Genomic DNA, 16020 nt, shown 5'->3' on the forward strand with positions numbered 1-16020 from the left:
TGGTGTCAAGGTGTCTTTTGGTGCACCCCGGGGGCCGGCAGGAACCGCGGGACCGGAATCACCCCGCCGCGACCGATGGCACGCTCCACGATCCGCGGGGAACCGCGGGGCCGGGGTCACTCCGGGTGACCGGCGGCGTGGTCCGGGGATCGTGAGGAACCGCGGGACCGGGGTCGTTCACGGTGGCCGGCGGCGCGGCCCCGGGATCACGGGGAACCGCGGGACCGGGATCACTCCACCGTGACCGACTTGGCGAGGTTGCGGGGCTGGTCGACGTCGTGCCCCTTGGCCGTGGCCAGCTCGCAGGCGAAGACCTGGAGCGGCACCGTGGCGACCACCGGCTGGAGCAGGGTCGGCACCGCCGGGATGTGGATCAGCGTGTCGGCGTACCGCTCGACCGCGAGGTCGCCCTCCTCGGCGATGACCAGGGTCCTGGCGCCCCGGGCGCGGATCTCCTGGATGTTGGACACGATCTTGTCGTGGATCACCCGCTGACCGGTCGGGGAGGGGACCACGACCACCACCGGCAGCCCGGCGTCGATCAGCGCGATCGGGCCGTGCTTGAGCTCGCCCGCGGCGAAGCCCTCGGCGTGCATGTAGGCCAGTTCCTTGAGCTTGAGCGCCCCCTCCAGCGCGACCGGGAAGCCCACGTGCCGCCCCAGGAACAGCACGCACCGCTCACCGGCCAGCGACCTGGCCAGCGCGCGGACCGGCTCGACGGTCGCCAGCACCTCGCTCACCTTGGACGGCAGCTGCGCCAGCCGGTCGACGATCTGGGTGATCTCGTCGCCGAACCTCGTCCCCCGCACCTGTGCCAGGTAGAGCGCCACCAGGTAGCAGGCGACGAGCTGGGTCAGGAACGCCTTGGTGGAGGCCACCGCGACCTCCGGGCCCGCGTGCGTGTAGAGGACGGCGTCGGACTCGCGGGAGATCGTGGAGCCGTTCACGTTGCAGATCGCCAGCACCCGGGAGCGCTGCCCGCGGGCGTGCCGCACCGCCATCAGCGTGTCCATGGTCTCGCCGGACTGGCTGATCACGACCACCAGCGTGTCGCGGTCGAGGATCGGGTCGCGGTAGCGGAACTCACTGGCCACCTCGACCTCGCAGGGCAGCCCGGCCCAGTGCTCGATGGCGTACTTCGCGATGAGCCCGGCGTGGTACGAGGTCCCGCAGGCCACCAGGATGATCTTGTTGATGTCCCGCAGCTCCTGGTCCGAGAGCCGCATCTCGTCCAGCACCAGCCGGCCGTCCCGGCCGACCCGGCCGAGCAGCGTGTCGGCGACCGCCCGGGGCTGCTCGGCGATCTCCTTGAGCATGAAGTGGTCGTAGCCGTCCTTCTCGGCGGCGGCGGCGTCCCAGCCCACGTGGTAGTCGCGCGTCTCGGCCGGCATGCCGTTGAAGCCGACGACCGTGATCTTCGAGGGGCACAGCTCGACCACCTGGTCCTGCCCCAGCTCCACCGCCTCGCGCGTGTAGGCGATGAACGCCGCCACGTCCGAGCCGAGGAAGTTCTCCCCCTCCCCCCGGCCGACGACCAGCGGCGAGTTGCGCCGCGCGCCCACCACCACCTCGGGCTCGTCGGCCGAGATCGCCAGCAGCGTGAACGCCCCCTCCAGCCGCAGGCAGACCCGGCGCATCGCCTCGGCCAGGCCACCGGCCGCGAACTCCTCCAGCAGGTGGGCCACCACCTCGGTGTCGGTCTCGGAGACGAGCGGGTGCCCCGCGTCCTCCAGCTCGGCCCGCAGCACCGCGAAGTTCTCGATGATCCCGTTGTGGATGACCGCGATCCGCCCGGTGCAGTCGGTGTGCGGGTGGGCGTTGCGGTCGGTCGGGGCGCCGTGCGTGGCCCAGCGGGTGTGCCCGATCCCGGCCGTGGCCGCCGGCGCGGGCCGGGCGAGCAGCGCCGAGCGGAGGTTGGCCAGCTTGCCCGCGCGTTTCTCCACGACCAGGCCGCCGGGTCCCGCCAGGGCCACCCCCGCCGAGTCGTAGCCCCGGTACTCCAGCCGCCCCAGCCCCTCGACCGCGACCTCGATCGCCTGCCGCCGTCCGGTGTATCCCACGATCCCGCACATGGCCACCCCCCCTTCCTTGAGAGATCGGCCGCCTCACCTCTGGAGAACCCCCAGCGCAGCCCAAGAATCCCGCCCGGCGCCCCGGCGGGAGCGCGCCCCGGCCCGATCAGTAGGCTCTTGCACCATGGCCAACGGTCCGGACATCGCGACCCCGTACGTTCAGCTGAGCCGAACCCAGTGGAGCGAGCTGCGCAGGAACACGCCGCTCACGCTCACCGAGGGCGAGCTGGAGGAGCTGCGCGGGGTCGAGGACCCGATCGACCTGGCGGAGGTCACCGACATCTACCTGCCGCTCACCCGCCTGCTCAACCTGCACTTCACCGGCGCCCGGCAGCGCAGCGCGGCACTGAACACCTTCCTCGGCGGCGGCCGGCGCGAGGCCCCGTACGTGCTGGGCATCGCCGGCAGCGTCGCGGTCGGCAAGTCGACCACGGCCAGGCTGCTGCACACCCTGCTGGCCCGCTGGCCCGAGCACCCGCGGGTGGACCTGATCACCACCGACAGCTTCCTGTTCCCCAACGAGGTCCTCACCTCCCGCGAGATCATGCACCGCAAGGGCTTCCCGGAGAGCTACGACCGCCGGGCCCTGGTCAGGTTCGTCGCCGACGTGAAGGCGGGCCTGCCCGAGGTCACCGCCCCGGTCTACAGCCACCTGGAGTACGACATCGTCGCCGGTGCGGTCCAGACCGTGCGCCGCCCCGACATCCTCATCGTCGAGGGCCTCAACGTGCTCCAGCCCGCCCCGCCCACCGCGCTCGCCATCAACGACTTCTTCGACTTCTCGATCTACGTGGACGCCAAGGTCGAGCACATCCGCGACTGGTACGTGGGCCGCTTCCACGAGCTGCGGCGGACGGCCTTCGAGGACCCCAAGTCCTACTTCAGGTATCTCGCCGACCTGTCGGAGGAGGAGGCGACCGACTTCGCCAGGAACGTCTGGCGCGACATCAACGAGCGCAACCTCGTCGAGAACATCGCCCCCACCCGGGGCCGGGCCGACCTGGTGCTGCACAAGGGCTCCGACCACTCGATCAGGCGGGTCACCCTCCGCCGCGTCTGACCCGCCGGCCGGTCCACCGGCCTGTCCGCCCCCTGAACGTCCCGGCGGCCGTGCCGCCCCGCCCGATGCCGGGCGGGCGGGACGGTACGGCCGTCGATCGGTCAGGCGGGCAGGACGTTGTCGGCGAAGGCGCCCTTCATGTTGCCGCGCTCCTCGAAGACGAACACGATGTAGGTCTCGAAGTACTCACCCGGCTGGCCCGCGACGCGCGCGATGCCGACCTTGGTGCTGGCCTTCCACACCAGCTGGGTGAAGTGACCGGCGCCGGAGGAGAACTGGGCGGCGGCGAAGTCGTAGGCGGAGATCTCGTCGTACCACTTCTTGACCGCCCTGGATCCGGGCAGGGCCTCGGCGTCGCCGCCCCAGAAGATGTTCTCTCCCGTCTGCGCGCGCAGGCCGGTGTGACCGGCCGCGAGCCTTTCCTGCTCGGAACGGGACAGGGCCCGCTCCAGCGCGTAGGCGTTGAGTTCGGCGTCCAGGACCAGAGGGGGCGCGTGGTGCTTGGCGCGGTAGGCGTTGGCCTCGGCGAGTGCCTCGGCCTGGAACTCCGGGGTGGTGGCGTCGGGCAGGGCGGGGCGGGTACCTGACATGGGGCATCCTCTGCAGCGTAGGATCACACGCCGAATCGCGATCGCTGTTCATCGCTGCTTCCTGTCGGCGTGAGACGGCTTTCGACCTGCGGGCCGTCCGCTCCTCATCCTCTGCCGTCCACAGGAATCCGACAGACCCAACCGGTGTCCAATATCGGACAATATGCAGTCAAGTCGGAACTGTGCGTTACGTCGCCGCCCCGTCCACCCGAAAGGGCCGCCCCCATGCCGACCCCCGCCCCGACGGTGCGACGCGCCGTCCCCCGCGACGCCAACGACCTGTACGAGCTGAGCCTGAGGGCGATCGAGGTCTCGGCCGCCGCCCACTACACCTCCGGGCAGCGGGCCGCCTGGTCCCGGCGGCGCAGCCTCGACGGCCACCTCTGGATGATCACCGAGACGGCCGCCTTCGTGGCCCTCGACGAGGGGCGCGTGGCCGGCTTCGCCACCGTCGCCCTGCGGCCCGTGGACCGGCTGTGCCGGGGCGAGGTCGACCAGTTGTTCGTCGGCCCCGAGCACGGCGGCCGGGGCGTCGCCCGGCTGCTGCTGGAGACCGTGGAGGAGGCGGCCAGGGCCGACGGGGTCACCGAGCTCGTCACCCACGCCTCCTGGCGGGCCGCGCCGGTCTTCGAACGTCTCGGCTACCTGCGGGACGAGGTCGAGACCGTGCACCTGGACGACCAGACCCTCGGCCGCGTCCGCATGCGCAAGCCGTTGTCCTAGGGTTGGCCCGTGTTACATCTACGCGTGATCAGCCCGGCGGAGCTGTCCGGCGAGGTGCTGAAGGTGCTCGACGAGTGCGTCGGCGTCGTCAACATCGTCGTGTTCCCCGGGGCGGCGCGCTCCCCCGCCGGTGACCTGGTGCAGTTCGACATCGCCAGGGAGTCGGCCAACGAGGTGATCGACCGGCTGCAGGAGCTGGGCCTGCACACCGAGGGGTCGATCGCGGCCGAGCAGATCGACCTGTCCATCTCCCAGGTGGCCGACCGCGCCCAGGAGGAGGCGCCCGGCGACGGGGACGACGCCGTGGTCTGGGCGGAGTTCGCCCAGCGGCTGGAGGAGGACATCCGGCTCACCTGGGCCTTCATGGCGTTCCTGACGATCGCCACGCTGCTCGTCGCGATCGGCGTGATCGTCAACTCGCCGATCCTCATCATCGGCGGGATGGTGATGGGGCCGGAGTTCGGCGCGGTCGCGGCGATCGGCTTCGGCCTGATCAACGTCGACCGCCACCTGATCGGCCGCGCGCTCCGCACCCTGGCCCTGGGGTTCGCCACCGCCGTGGTGATCACCTTCGCCTTCGCGCTGGCCGCGCGCTGGCTCGGCTGGATCGACGTCGACTCGCTGAACGGGCACGAGGAGATCGAGTTCATCGTCAAGCCCGACCGGTGGTCGTTCATCGTGGCGCTGCTCGCCGGGGCGGCCGGGGTGCTCTCGGTCACCGCGGGCAAGTCCTCGGCCCTGGTCGGCGTCTTCATCTCGGTCACCACGGTCCCCGCCGCCGGCTACTTCGCGGTCGCCGCCGCGCTCTCCCGCTGGGACGACATGGCCGGTTCCGCCCTCCAGTTCGGGGTGAACCTCGCGGGAATGACCATTTCCGGTGTCGCGACGCTCCTGGTCCAGAAGGCCTACTGGTCCCGGTTCGGCATACGGCTCCCGGCCCGCCCCGGCCCCCGCTGACCGCCGGGCTTCCCCCTGCCCCCGCCTGACGGCCGAGCTCCCCGCCCCGGCCCTGATCCGGCAGGGTTCCGACTCCCCCGGTTCTCTCCCCCCGGGGCCTGACCGGCCGCCGGAAACCGCTCTTACGGACGAGGCGACTCGTTCGTATGGCCGAGGTGCCCCTCCCATCACGGCCGATAAGGTCCGACCATGACTATCCTCGCCACCGAGGGACTGACCAGACGTTTCCCCCGGGTGACGGCACTCGACCGGCTCACCGTCACCGTCGGCCCCGGCGTGACCGGCCTGGTCGGCGCCAACGGCGCGGGCAAATCGACGTTGATCAAGATCCTGCTCGGACTGCTCGAACCCAGTGAGGGCGGCGCCCATGTGCTGGGCATGGACGTGACGACCAAGGGCGACGAGATCCGCCGCGTCGTGGGCTACATGCCCGAGCACGACTGCCTCCCGCCCGACCTGTCGGCCACCGAGTTCACCGTGCACATGGCCCAGATGTCCGGCCTGCCGCGCACCGCGGCCCGCGAGCGCGCCGCCGACGTGCTGCGCCACGTGGGGCTGTACGAGGAGCGCTACCGGGCGATGGGCGGCTACTCCACCGGCATGAAGCAGCGCGTCAAGCTGGCCCAGGCCCTGGTGCACGACCCCCGACTGGTCCTGCTTGACGAGCCCACCAACGGCCTCGACCCGGCCGGCCGCGACGAGATGCTCGCGCTGATCCGCAGGATCGGCTCCGAGTTCGGCATCAGCGTGCTGGTCACCTCGCACCTGCTGGGCGAGCTGGAGCGGGTCTGCGACCACGTCATCGTGATCGACGGCGGCACGCTGCTGCGCTCCTCGGCCATCGGCGAGTTCACCCAGCAGACCCAGACCGTGACCGTCGAGGTGGAGGAGGGCCAGGACGCGCTGGCGGCCCGGCTGACCGAGCTCGGCGAGACCGTCACCGCGCACGGCAGGCTGCTGCTCGTCCACGTCCGCGCCCCGGAGACCTTCGACACGCTCCGCGACGCCGTCTGCGAGCTCGACCTCTCCCTGATCCGCGTGGAGCAGGGCCGCCAGCGCATCGAGGACGTCTTCAGGGAGCCCGCCAGTGTCTGAGCCCACGGGTGTCATCCACGACATCGGATACCGCCACTACGAGGGGGCGCGTCTCGGCCGCGGCCACGCCACCGTCGCGCTGACCACGCACACCCTGCGCGGGGTCTTCGGGCTCGGCCGCACCGCCCGCTCGAAGATCATCCCGTTCCTGCTGGTGGGCGTCATGTTCCTGCCCGCGGTCGTGTCCATCGCGATCATGGCGCTGATCAAGCAGGAGGGGATGCGCTACACCGAGTACGCGGTGGTCATGCAGGCGGTGCTCGCGATCTTCCTGGCCTCGCAGTCGCCGTACGCGGTCGCGCCGGACCTTCGCTTCCGGGTGCTGCCGCTCTACCTGTCGCGCCCGGTGACGCTGTGGAACTACGTCGGGGCGAAGCTCGCGGCGATGACGGCGGCCATGTTCCTGCTGCTGGCCCTGCCGCTCACCCTGCTGTTCGTCGGTGAGGTGATCATCGACATGCCCGGGGACACGCACACCGTCGAGTACCTCACGAGCATGGCCGGAGCGGTCGTCTACGCGGTGCTGCTGGCCTGCCTGGGCGTGGCCATCGCCTCGTTCACCCCCCGGCGGGGGCTGGGCGTCGCCTCGATCATCGCCTTCTACCTGCTCGCCTCCGCGGTCTCGACCGTGCTGTACGCGACGCTGGAGTCGATGGGCGACGACGCCACGGCCGCCTGGGCATGGCTGATCAACCCGTTCTTCCTGGTCGACGCCGCCGTGCACGTCGGGATCTTCGACGCCGTCCCGGCCTCCAGCGTCGTCTACCCCTCCGGTGCCGGGCCCCTGGCCGCCGGAGCGCTCGTGCTCGCGCTGATCGCGCTGTCGGTGACGGCCCTGATCGCGCGCTACCGGAAGGCTGCCGCCCGATGAACATCGAACTGGCACAGGTCTCCCGCTGGTACGGCAACGTGGTGGCCGTCAACGACATCACCATGGCCATCGGCCCCGGCGTCACCGGCCTGCTCGGCCCCAACGGGGCGGGCAAGTCCACGCTGCTGCACATGATGGCCGGGTTCCTGGCCCCCTCGGGCGGCACCGCCACCCTGGACGGCTCCCCGATCTGGCGCAACCACGAGATCTACCGCTCCATCGGCCTGGTACCCGAGCGGGAGGCCGTCTACGGCTTCCTCACCGGCTGGCAGTTCGTGCTCTCCAGCGCCAGGCTGCACCGCCTGCCCGACCCCGACGACGCCGCCCGCAAGGCGCTCGCCCTGGTGGAGATGGAGAGCGCCAAGGACCGCAGGATCGAGACCTACTCCAAGGGCATGCGCCAGCGCGTCAAGGTGGCCTCCGCCCTGGTGCACGACCCGCAGGTCCTGCTGCTCGACGAGCCGTTCAACGGCATGGACCCGCGCCAGCGCCTGCACCTGATGGACCTGGTCAGCGCCATGGGCGCCGCGGGCAAGACCATCCTGTTCAGCTCGCACATCCTGGAGGAGGTCGAGCGGGTCGCCCAGCACATCGAGGTGCTGGTGGCCGGCCGCCACGCCGCCTCCGGCGACTTCCGGGAGATCCGCCGCCGGATGACCGACCGGCCGCACCTGTTCCGGGTCCGCTCCAGCGACGACCGCCGCCTGGCGTCCGCGCTGATCGCCGACGCCTCCTCGGGCGCGGTGTCGCTGACCGAGGCGGGCCTGGAGGTGCAGGCCGTCGACTTCCGGCGCTTCACCCGGCTGCTGCCCAGGGTCGCCAAGGACGCGGGCGTACGCCTCTGGCAGGTCTCCCCTTCCGACGAAGACCTGGAGAGCGTCTTCTCCTACCTGATCAACAGGAGCAGCTGACCATGAACGGTGTCATCGCCGGACTGTCCTACCGGGCTCTCCTGGGCCGCCGCCGGATCTGGCTGCTGGTCATGCTGCCCGTGGGGCTGATCGCCATGGCCGTGCTGCTGCGTCTCCTCGGCGCCGCCGACGAGCGCAGCGCGGTCACGCTCATGCAGACCTTCGCCATCGGCACCATGCTCCCGCTGCTGGGCCTGATCGCGGGGACCGGGGTGATCGCCCCCGAGATCGACGACGGGACGATCATCCACCTGCTGTCCAAGCCGATCTCCCGGCCGGTGATCGCGCGGACCAAGTTCGTGGTCGCCGCCTCGCTGCTCGCGCTGTTCGGCGCCGTGCCGACCTTCGTCGCGGCCTACCTGCTGGTGGGCGGCGAGTCCGGCATCGCCTCCGGTTTCGCGCTCGGTTCCCTGGTCGGCGGGATCGCCTACGCCGCGGTGTTCATGCTGCTGGGCGTGCTGACCCGGCACGCGGTGACGATCGGCATCGTCTACGCCCTCGTCTGGGAGGGCGTGGTCGGCAACTTCGTGCCCGGCGCCCGCCGCTTCTCCATCCAGCAGTGGGCCCAGACGGTCGCCGACCAGCTGTCGTCCTCGGCGTTCTTCTCCACCGAGATCGCCCTCGGCTTCGCCGTCTCCGCGCTCGCCGTCGTCACCGTCGGCGCGGTCCTGTGGGCGGGCCGGCGCCTGCGGAGCTTCTCCCTCACCGGCGACGAGTAGGTCTCCCCCCCGGACGCGTGCCCGTGCCGAGGCCCGCGCCCGTGCCGCACGGCCGGGTGCGGCACGGGCCGGTTCGCACCCGGGCCCCGCTCAGACGTGTCACCGCTCGGACGATCTCCGCAGACGGCGACGGCCGCTGCTCCGGCGGACGGCCGGCAGGCCGACCAGCACCAGGGCCAGCAGGCCGGCGCCGGCGGCCACGTACCACAGGCGGCTCGTCACGGGGTGGGCCGTCGCGTGCGCGGCCTCGGCCGCCGCCGCACCGGCGGGCAACTGGTCGGAGTGGGTGGCGCAGACGATCGGCTTGTCGCCTCCCTCGGTGCTCGCGCAGGCGATGCTGGCCAGGCGCAGGAGGTCCTCCGGGGTGGTGCCCACCTCCGCGACGGTGCGGAAGGTGACGGCCTTGCCCGGCGGCACGTCGGCACTCCAGCGGACCCTCTCCCTCGTGGCCGTGCCGTGGCCGTCGGCAGAGACGAACCTCAGGCCGGGTGGCAGGCTCTGGGTGAGGTCCAGCCCGCGCACGCGGGACGTCCCGGTGTTGCGGACGGTGATGACGTAGGTGAGCCGGTCGCCCTCCTCGACGGAGGTCCGGCCGTTGTCGATGCCGATGCCGAGACTGGGGACGTCCCCGGCGACGGCCCTCGCCCCGCTTCTCCCCGCCCTCGTCCCGGCCCCTTCGTCCTTCGCCCCCGCCGCCCCGCCCCTCGTCCCCGTTCCCCCGTTCCTCGTCCCCGTTCCTTCGCCCCTCGTCCCCGTTCCTTCGCTCCTCGTCGCGGCACCGGTGTCCTCGGGCCCCGGGTCGCGCGCGGACGCCGCCGACGACGGCGCGGCCAGGACGACGGTCAGCGCCGCCCCGAGGCCGCAGAGGGCCGCGGCGCGCCGCGCGCCGGCGGAAGGACGGACGGTCGTCATCGATGCCATGCTCTTCTCCTTCACGGTGTCATGTACGGGTGTGCGGTGGGGCACCCCGATCCCTGCCCCGGGCCGGCGCGGCGTCATTTGGCCGTCGCGACGTAGGTGAGCGTCACCGAGTAGGTGCCGACCGGCACGAAGGGAATATCGGCCTCGAAGTCGGTGACGATGGCGTCTCCGGTGGGTGCGGACGGGACGTCCTGTTCGTGGACGAGCAGCGAGGTGGTGGGCGAGATGTCCCGGAAGACAAACGTGCCGCTCTCGCGCACACGCAGGTTCCCGACCGGGATGGTGACGGTGTTGCCGGGCTCGTTCGAGGTGAGTTCGGCGGAATCCGTCCCCACGGTGACGGTGTAACCGTAGAAATTGTTCGTGATGACCGTCATGCTCACGGCCCCGTCGTTCCTGACGGTCGAGTTCGGGCGGCCGGCCATGGTGAACTCGCTGGTCAGACCCTCAAGGGTGATGCTGGTGGGGGTCACGGCGATCACGAGGAAACAGCCGGGATCGGCGCTGCCGACGGGACAGGTGTTCCCCGTCGTCGTCGAGGTGACCCGGTTGTCGAGCACGGCGTCCCCGGTGTCCTCGCGGAGGACGGTGACGCTGAAGGTCACGACGGCACTGGCGCCCACGGGCAGGTCACCGGCCCAGGTCAGCGTCGGTTCCGCGTAGGTGACGGTACCGACGGTCGCGACGGCGTCCCCGTCGTAGGAGGCGTCGTCCAGTACCCCCGCCAGCGAGTCGGCGAACATGGCGCCGGTGTAGGGCGCCTCGCCGGTGTTCGTGGCCGTGATCGTATAGCGGACGGTCCCTCCCGCGACGACGCCGACGGTGTCCGCGGTCTTGGTGACGGTGAGCTCGGGAATGAGGACGATCACCGTCATCACGCAGTTCGGGTCTCCCCCGTCCATCGGGCAGGTCGAGCCGGGAACGGTGGAGGTCGCGCTGTTACGAAGAATCCTGTCACCGGGCGCGGGGTAGGCGACGTCCACCGAGTACGTGATCGTCACCCCGGCACCGACCACCAGGTCGCCGGTCCAGGTCAGCTCCGGCTCCGTGTAGGCGACGGTGCCGACGGTGGCGTTCGCGTCATCGTTGTACGCGGCGTCGTCCAGCACCTCCGTCATCCGGTCGACGACCGTGGCACCGAGGTAGTCGGTCTCCCCGGTGTTGACAGCGGTGATCGTATAGGCGACGGTACCGCCCGCGACGACGGTGCCGGCGTCGGCGCTCTTGGTGATCGTCAGCTCCGGCACGAGAACACGCACGAACGCGGTGCACGCCGCCGCGGCACCCACGACGGGACAGCTGCTCCCCTGGGAGCCGGAGACCGCGGTGTTGGAGAGAAGCTTGTCGCCGACGTCGTCGGCCTCGTGCACCGTGATCGAGTAGGTGATCGTGGCGCTCGCACCGACCGCGAGGGCACCGGTCCAGGTCAGCGTCTCTCCGGCGTAGCCGAGGACACCGGTGGTGGCGACGGCGTCCTCGTTGTAGTCGGCTGCGTCCAGCACCGCCGTCAGCGAGTCCGTGACGCTCGCCGCGTCGTAGGAGGTCTCCCCGGCGTTGGCGACGACGATCGTGTAGCCGATCGTGTCACCGGGGGTGGTGGTCGGCGCGTCGGCGGTCTTGACGATGTCGAGGGCGGGGACGAGCACGGTGACGCTCGCCCTGCAGGCGGGCGTGACGGAGTCGGCCGGGCAGGTACTGCCTGGCGCCGCAGAGGCGACGACGCTGGTCATGATCTTGTCTCCGGCGCTCGGGTCGCCGGTGACCACACTGAAGGTGACGATGGCGGTCGCACCGACCGCGAGGGCACCGGTCCAGGTCAGAGTGGGACTGTCGAACACGAGGGTGCCCGTGCCGGCGGTCGCGTTGCCTCCGTACGTGGCGTCGTCCAGCACCCCGGCCAGCGCGTCGGTGACACTGACGCTGTCGTACGCGGTCTGGCCGGTGTTGGCGATCGTGATCGTGAACCGCACGACGTCGCCCGGGGTCGCGGTCGCCCGGTCCGCGACGGTGGAGATCGCCAGGCCGGGTATCAGGACCGTCACCGTCGAGGCGCAGGCGGGATCGGCGCCACCCACCGGGCAGGTACTGCCCGGCTCGCTCGACGTGACGACCGCCCTGAGAGCCTTGTCGCCGTTGTCCGGCGTGTCGACGGTCACCGAGTAGCCGACGACCGCCGACGCGCCGACCGCGAGATCTCCGGTCCAGGTCAGCGTGGAACCCGTGAGGCCGACCGTGCCGGTGGTGGCGGTCGCGTCGGCGTTGTAGGCTGCGTCGTCCAGCGTCCCGGCCAGCGCGTCGGTGACGGTGGCCCCGATGTAGTCGGTCTGGCCGGTGTTGGTGATCGTGATCGTGTAGCCGACCGTCCCGCCGGGCGTGGTCGTGACGGTGTCGGCCGTGTTGACGATCGTCAGGGCCGGGACGAGCACGGTGATGAGTGTCGTGCACGCCGGGACGGACCCGGCGGACGGGCAGGTGCTGCCCGGCGTGTCGGAGAAGACCCTGTTGAAGATCAGCTTGTCGCCCGGGTCGGGGCTGCGCACGGTGACCGAGTAGGTGATCGTCACACTCGCGCCGATCGTGAGGTCCCCCGTCCAGATCACGTCGGTGCCGGCGAAGACGACCGTGCCGCTCGTAGCGGCCGCGTCTCCGTTGTAGACGCTGTCGGGGAGCACCGCGTCGAGCCGGTCGGTCACCGTCGCCCCGATGTAGGGGGTCTCGCCGCCGTTGGTCGCGGTGATCGTGTAGGTGATGACGCCGCCGGGAGTGACCGTGGTCCTGTCAGCGCTCTTGGAGACGTCCAGGACGGGGGTCAGCACGGTCACGGTCGAGGTGCAGGCCGGGTCGGTGCTCCCGGCGGGGCAGTTGGTGCCCGGGGTGGCCGAGGTCGCGACGGCGGTCAGGACCTTGTCGCCGGGGTCGGGATTCATCACGGTGACCGAGAACGTGACGGTGACGACGTCACCGACGGCGAGGGCGCCCCGCCATTCTCCCCGATCACTTCCGGGGGCGATGGTGAAGTCGCCGGCCGTGGCCGTCCCGTTGTTGTCGTAGGTCGCGTCGTCGAGGACACCGGCGAGCAGGTCGTCCACGACGACACCGCTGTACGGCGTCCGCCCGGTGTTCGCGATCGTGGTCGTGTAGTTCACCGTCCCGGCCGGTACCGCGGTGGCCACGTCCGCCGAGTTGGTGATCGTGATCCTGGAGATCAGGACCTCGCCGGAGCAGCGGGGGTCGACGGCGCCGACCGGGCAGGTGGCGCCCGCCGTGGTGGAGGTGACGGCGTTGGACAGGCGCCGGTCGCCGGTCCCCGGGGTGTCGGCCGTGACGCTGTAGGTGATGACGGCCGCTTGGCCGGGGGCGAGGGCGCCGCTCCAGGTGATGGCCTGGCCGCCGAAGGCGACCGTTCCCAGCGTGGCGTCCGCGTCGGCGTTGTAGGCCGCGTCGTCCAGCACCCCGGCCAGGGCGTCGGTGAGGTTCGCCTCCTCGAAGGGCACCTGGCCGGTGTTGGTGGCCTTGATCGTGTAGGTGACCGTCCCACCGGGCGTGGTCGAGGCCTTGTCGGCGGTCTTCGTGATCGTCAGGACAGGGGTGAGGATGACGACTCGCGCGATGCACGCCACGTCACCACTGGCCGGCGGACAGGTGCTGCCCATCTCGGTGGACGCGACCGTGTCGGTCAAGAGCTTGCCGCCTGTGCTGGCGTCGCCGGCGGTGACCGAGTAGGTGACGGTCGCGCTCGCCCCGACCGCCAGGTCACCGGTCCAGGTCAGCGTGGACCCCGCGAAGCCGACCGCGCCGGTCGTGGCCGTCGCGTCCGCGTTGTAGGACGCCTCGTTCAGCACACCCGTCATGTCGTCGGTGACGACGGCACCGGTGTACACGGACTCCCCGCTGTTGGTGATCGTCACCGTGTAGGCCACCTCCTCCCCCGGAACCACCGCGGTCCTGTCGGCGATCTTGGTGATCGTCAGCCCCGGGGTGAGCACGGTGACGACGGCGGAGCACCCGGGGGCGGTCGTCAGGGGACAGCTGTTGCCCTGCGCCGTGGAGATCGCGGTGAGGGTGAGCGTCCCGTCGCCCAGGTCGGGGTTGTTCACCGTACTGCTGCCGGTGATGGTGACACTGCCCCCCACCGGGACGTTCCCCGTCCAGATCAGTCCCGTGGGAGTCAGTGACAGCGATCCCGAAGTGGCGGTCTGGTCACCGTTGGGAGTGGAGTCGTCGACGATGTCGGGTACCTCGAACAGGACGCTGGCCTCGTCGTAGGCCGTCTGTCCCGTGTTGGTGATCACCGTGGTGTAGCGCACCACACCCCCCGGGAGCGCGGTCGGCGCGCCGGCCGTGAGCACGATGTCCAAGGCGGCCAGGGTCACCGTCTTCGCGCAGCGCGGGTCGGTGCTCGTCGCGGCGCAGTTGCCGCCCACCGAGTCCGACACCAGCGTGTTGGAAAGGATCCCGTTCCCGGTGCCGGGGGAGTTCGCCGTCACCGAGTAGACGACCGTGGTCGACCCCGCGGCCGGGACGTTCCCGCTCCAGGTCAGGTCGGGCGCGGTGTAGGTGACGACGCCCGTCTCCGCCTCGGCGTCGTCGTTGTACGCCGCGTCGTCCAGTGTTCCGGCCAGCGAGTCGGTGAACGACGCGCCGACGTACGGTGCCAGCCCGCTGTTGCTGATCGTGACGGTGTAGGTGACCACCTCACCCTCGGCGACGGAGACGGTGCTCACGCCCTTGTCGAACGTCAGGTCGGTGGCCTGGGTGATCGAGACGCCGGTGTCGCAGCGGGAATCGGTTCCGCCGGGCGGACAGTTGGTGCCGGGGGTGGCGGAGGTGATCGTGGTCACCAGGTTCAGGTCTCCGGTCACCGGGTTGTCCACCGTGACCGTGAAGGTGACGGTCGTGCCCGCGCCGGGTGCGAGGTCACCGGTCCAGGTCAGGACGGAACCGGAGAGACCGACCGTGCCCGTCGTGGCGCTCGCGTCCGTGTTGTAGGACGCGTCGTCCAGCAGCCCGGCCAGCGCGTCGGTGAACGTCGCCCCCGTGTAGGGGAGCGGCCCGGTGTTGGTGGCGGTGATCGTATGGATGATCGTGCTTCCCGGCACCGCCGTGGTGGGGGCCGCGGTACTGGTGATCGTCAGCGCGGGGACGAGCACGGTCACGGTGACGGTGCATCGCGGGTCACCGTTGGCCGGAGCGCAGTTGCCGCCCGCGGTGGGTGAGGAGATCGTGTTCACCAGCCTCTTGTCCCCGGGGTCGGGGTCGCGCACGGTGACCGTGTAGGCGATCGTCGCGCTCGCCCCGACCGCCAGGTCACCCGTCCAGGTCAGCGTGGACCCCGCGAAACCGACCGCACCGCTCGTCGCGGTCGCGTCGGCGTTGTAGACCGCGTCGTCCAGCACCCCGGCGAGCGGATCGGTGAACGTCGCCCCCGTGTAGGGCGCCTGCCCGGAGTTGACGACGGTGACCGTGTAACCGACCGTGCCCGCCTGGACCGCGACGGAGGCGTCGGCGGTCTTGGTGATCGTCAGACCGGGGACGAGCACGTCGAGCCTCGCCGTGCAGCGAGGGTCCGTACCCCCGGACGGGCAGTTGTTGCCCGGGGCGGCGGAGACCATGGTGCCGGTGACCACCAGGTCGCCGGTGGGCGGGTTCTTCAGCGTCAAGGTGCCGGTGAGGGTGACGACGCCCCCGACGGGGATGTTGCCGGTCCAGGTGACGTCGGTGGCGTCCAGGACGATCGTTCCCGAGCTGGCGACCTGGTCCCCGTTGGGGATGGCGTCGTCGAAGGCGCCGGCGTTGGAACTGCTGACGCTGATCCCACTGTAGGGAACCTGACCGGTGTTGGTGAACGTGCCGTTGAGGGTGATCGTCGAACCGGGGGTCGCACCGGCCTGGGTGTAGCTCAGCTCCAGCAGGAGGCGGGCCACCGGCACCGAGGCGGCACACCGGGGATCGGCGTTCCCCGCCGGGCAGTTGCTCCCCCTGGTGGGCGAGACGACGGTGTTGGACAACACGGCGTTCCCCGGATCGGGGTCGCGCACGGTGACCGTGTAGGCGATCGTCGCGCTCGCCCCGACCGCCAGGTCACCCGTCCAGGTCAGCGT

At 71.0% G+C, this 16020-nt stretch carries 11 protein-coding genes; 7 read left to right on the forward strand and 4 right to left on the reverse strand.

The annotated features are described in order from the left end of the window. Nucleotides 1-230: 230 nt before the first annotated feature. The gene (gene glmS, locus ACLQ2R_RS23800) at nt 231-2072 is read right to left on the reverse strand and encodes a glutamine--fructose-6-phosphate transaminase (isomerizing) (protein WP_425962711.1); all 1842 of its coding nucleotides are present in this window, start codon (nt 2070-2072) and stop codon (nt 231-233) included. A 124-nt stretch (nt 2073-2196) separates the two neighbouring features. Between glmS and coaA the strand changes: the two genes are divergently transcribed. After that, the gene (gene coaA / locus ACLQ2R_RS23805; protein ID WP_425962713.1) at nt 2197-3132 is read left to right on the forward strand and encodes a type I pantothenate kinase; all 936 of its coding nucleotides are present in this window, start codon (nt 2197-2199) and stop codon (nt 3130-3132) included. 101 nt (nt 3133-3233) lie between these two features. Here coaA and ACLQ2R_RS23810 read toward each other — a convergent pair whose 3' ends face one another. Beyond that, complete coding sequence (locus tag ACLQ2R_RS23810) at nt 3234-3722, reverse strand: CAP family protein (RefSeq protein WP_425962715.1); 489 nt, start codon at nt 3720-3722, stop codon at nt 3234-3236. A 225-nt stretch (nt 3723-3947) separates the two neighbouring features. Here ACLQ2R_RS23810 and ACLQ2R_RS23815 point away from each other — a divergent pair, with 225 nt between their 5' ends. The 6 genes from ACLQ2R_RS23815 to ACLQ2R_RS23840 all read left to right on the forward strand — a co-directional run bounded on the left by ACLQ2R_RS23815 (nt 3948) and on the right by ACLQ2R_RS23840 (nt 8998). Beyond that, nucleotides 3948-4445, forward strand: coding sequence for a GNAT family N-acetyltransferase (locus tag ACLQ2R_RS23815; protein ID WP_425962717.1), 498 nt, complete (start codon nt 3948-3950; stop codon nt 4443-4445). 9 nt (nt 4446-4454) lie between these two features. Continuing rightward, nucleotides 4455-5402: a DUF389 domain-containing protein gene (locus tag ACLQ2R_RS23820; protein WP_425962719.1), complete on the forward strand. Its 948-nt coding sequence runs from the start codon at nt 4455-4457 to the stop codon at nt 5400-5402. Nucleotides 5403-5591: 189 nt separating this feature from the next. After that, nucleotides 5592-6497, forward strand: a complete 906-nt coding sequence (locus ACLQ2R_RS23825) for an ABC transporter ATP-binding protein (RefSeq protein WP_425962721.1) — start codon at nt 5592-5594, stop codon at nt 6495-6497. Further along, nucleotides 6490-7368: an ABC transporter permease gene (locus tag ACLQ2R_RS23830; RefSeq protein WP_425962723.1), complete on the forward strand. Its 879-nt coding sequence runs from the start codon at nt 6490-6492 to the stop codon at nt 7366-7368. Before ACLQ2R_RS23825 ends, ACLQ2R_RS23830 begins: the two co-directional genes overlap by 8 nt. Next, on the forward strand, nt 7365-8279 hold the full coding sequence (locus ACLQ2R_RS23835; protein ID WP_425962725.1) for an ABC transporter ATP-binding protein: 915 nt from the start codon (nt 7365-7367) through the stop codon (nt 8277-8279). Before ACLQ2R_RS23830 ends, ACLQ2R_RS23835 begins: the two co-directional genes overlap by 4 nt. 2 nt (nt 8280-8281) lie before the next feature. Further along, on the forward strand, nt 8282-8998 hold the full coding sequence (locus ACLQ2R_RS23840; protein ID WP_425962727.1) for an ABC transporter permease: 717 nt from the start codon (nt 8282-8284) through the stop codon (nt 8996-8998). 99 nt (nt 8999-9097) lie between these two features. On the opposite strand, the gene ACLQ2R_RS23845 is transcribed toward ACLQ2R_RS23840, so the two are convergent. Both ACLQ2R_RS23845 and ACLQ2R_RS23850 read right to left on the reverse strand, forming a co-directional pair. Beyond that, entirely contained in the window at nt 9098-9919 is an 822-nt protein-coding gene (locus tag ACLQ2R_RS23845; RefSeq protein ID WP_425962729.1) for a hypothetical protein, read from the reverse strand. Nucleotides 9920-9993: 74 nt separating this feature from the next. Next, the coding region (locus tag ACLQ2R_RS23850; RefSeq protein ID WP_425962731.1) for a beta strand repeat-containing protein at nt 9994-16020 on the reverse strand (6027 nt) is incomplete at its 5' end.

This window comes from Streptosporangium sp. DT93 (assembly GCF_049844535.1).
GTDB lineage: Bacteria > Actinomycetota > Actinomycetes > Streptosporangiales > Streptosporangiaceae > Streptosporangium.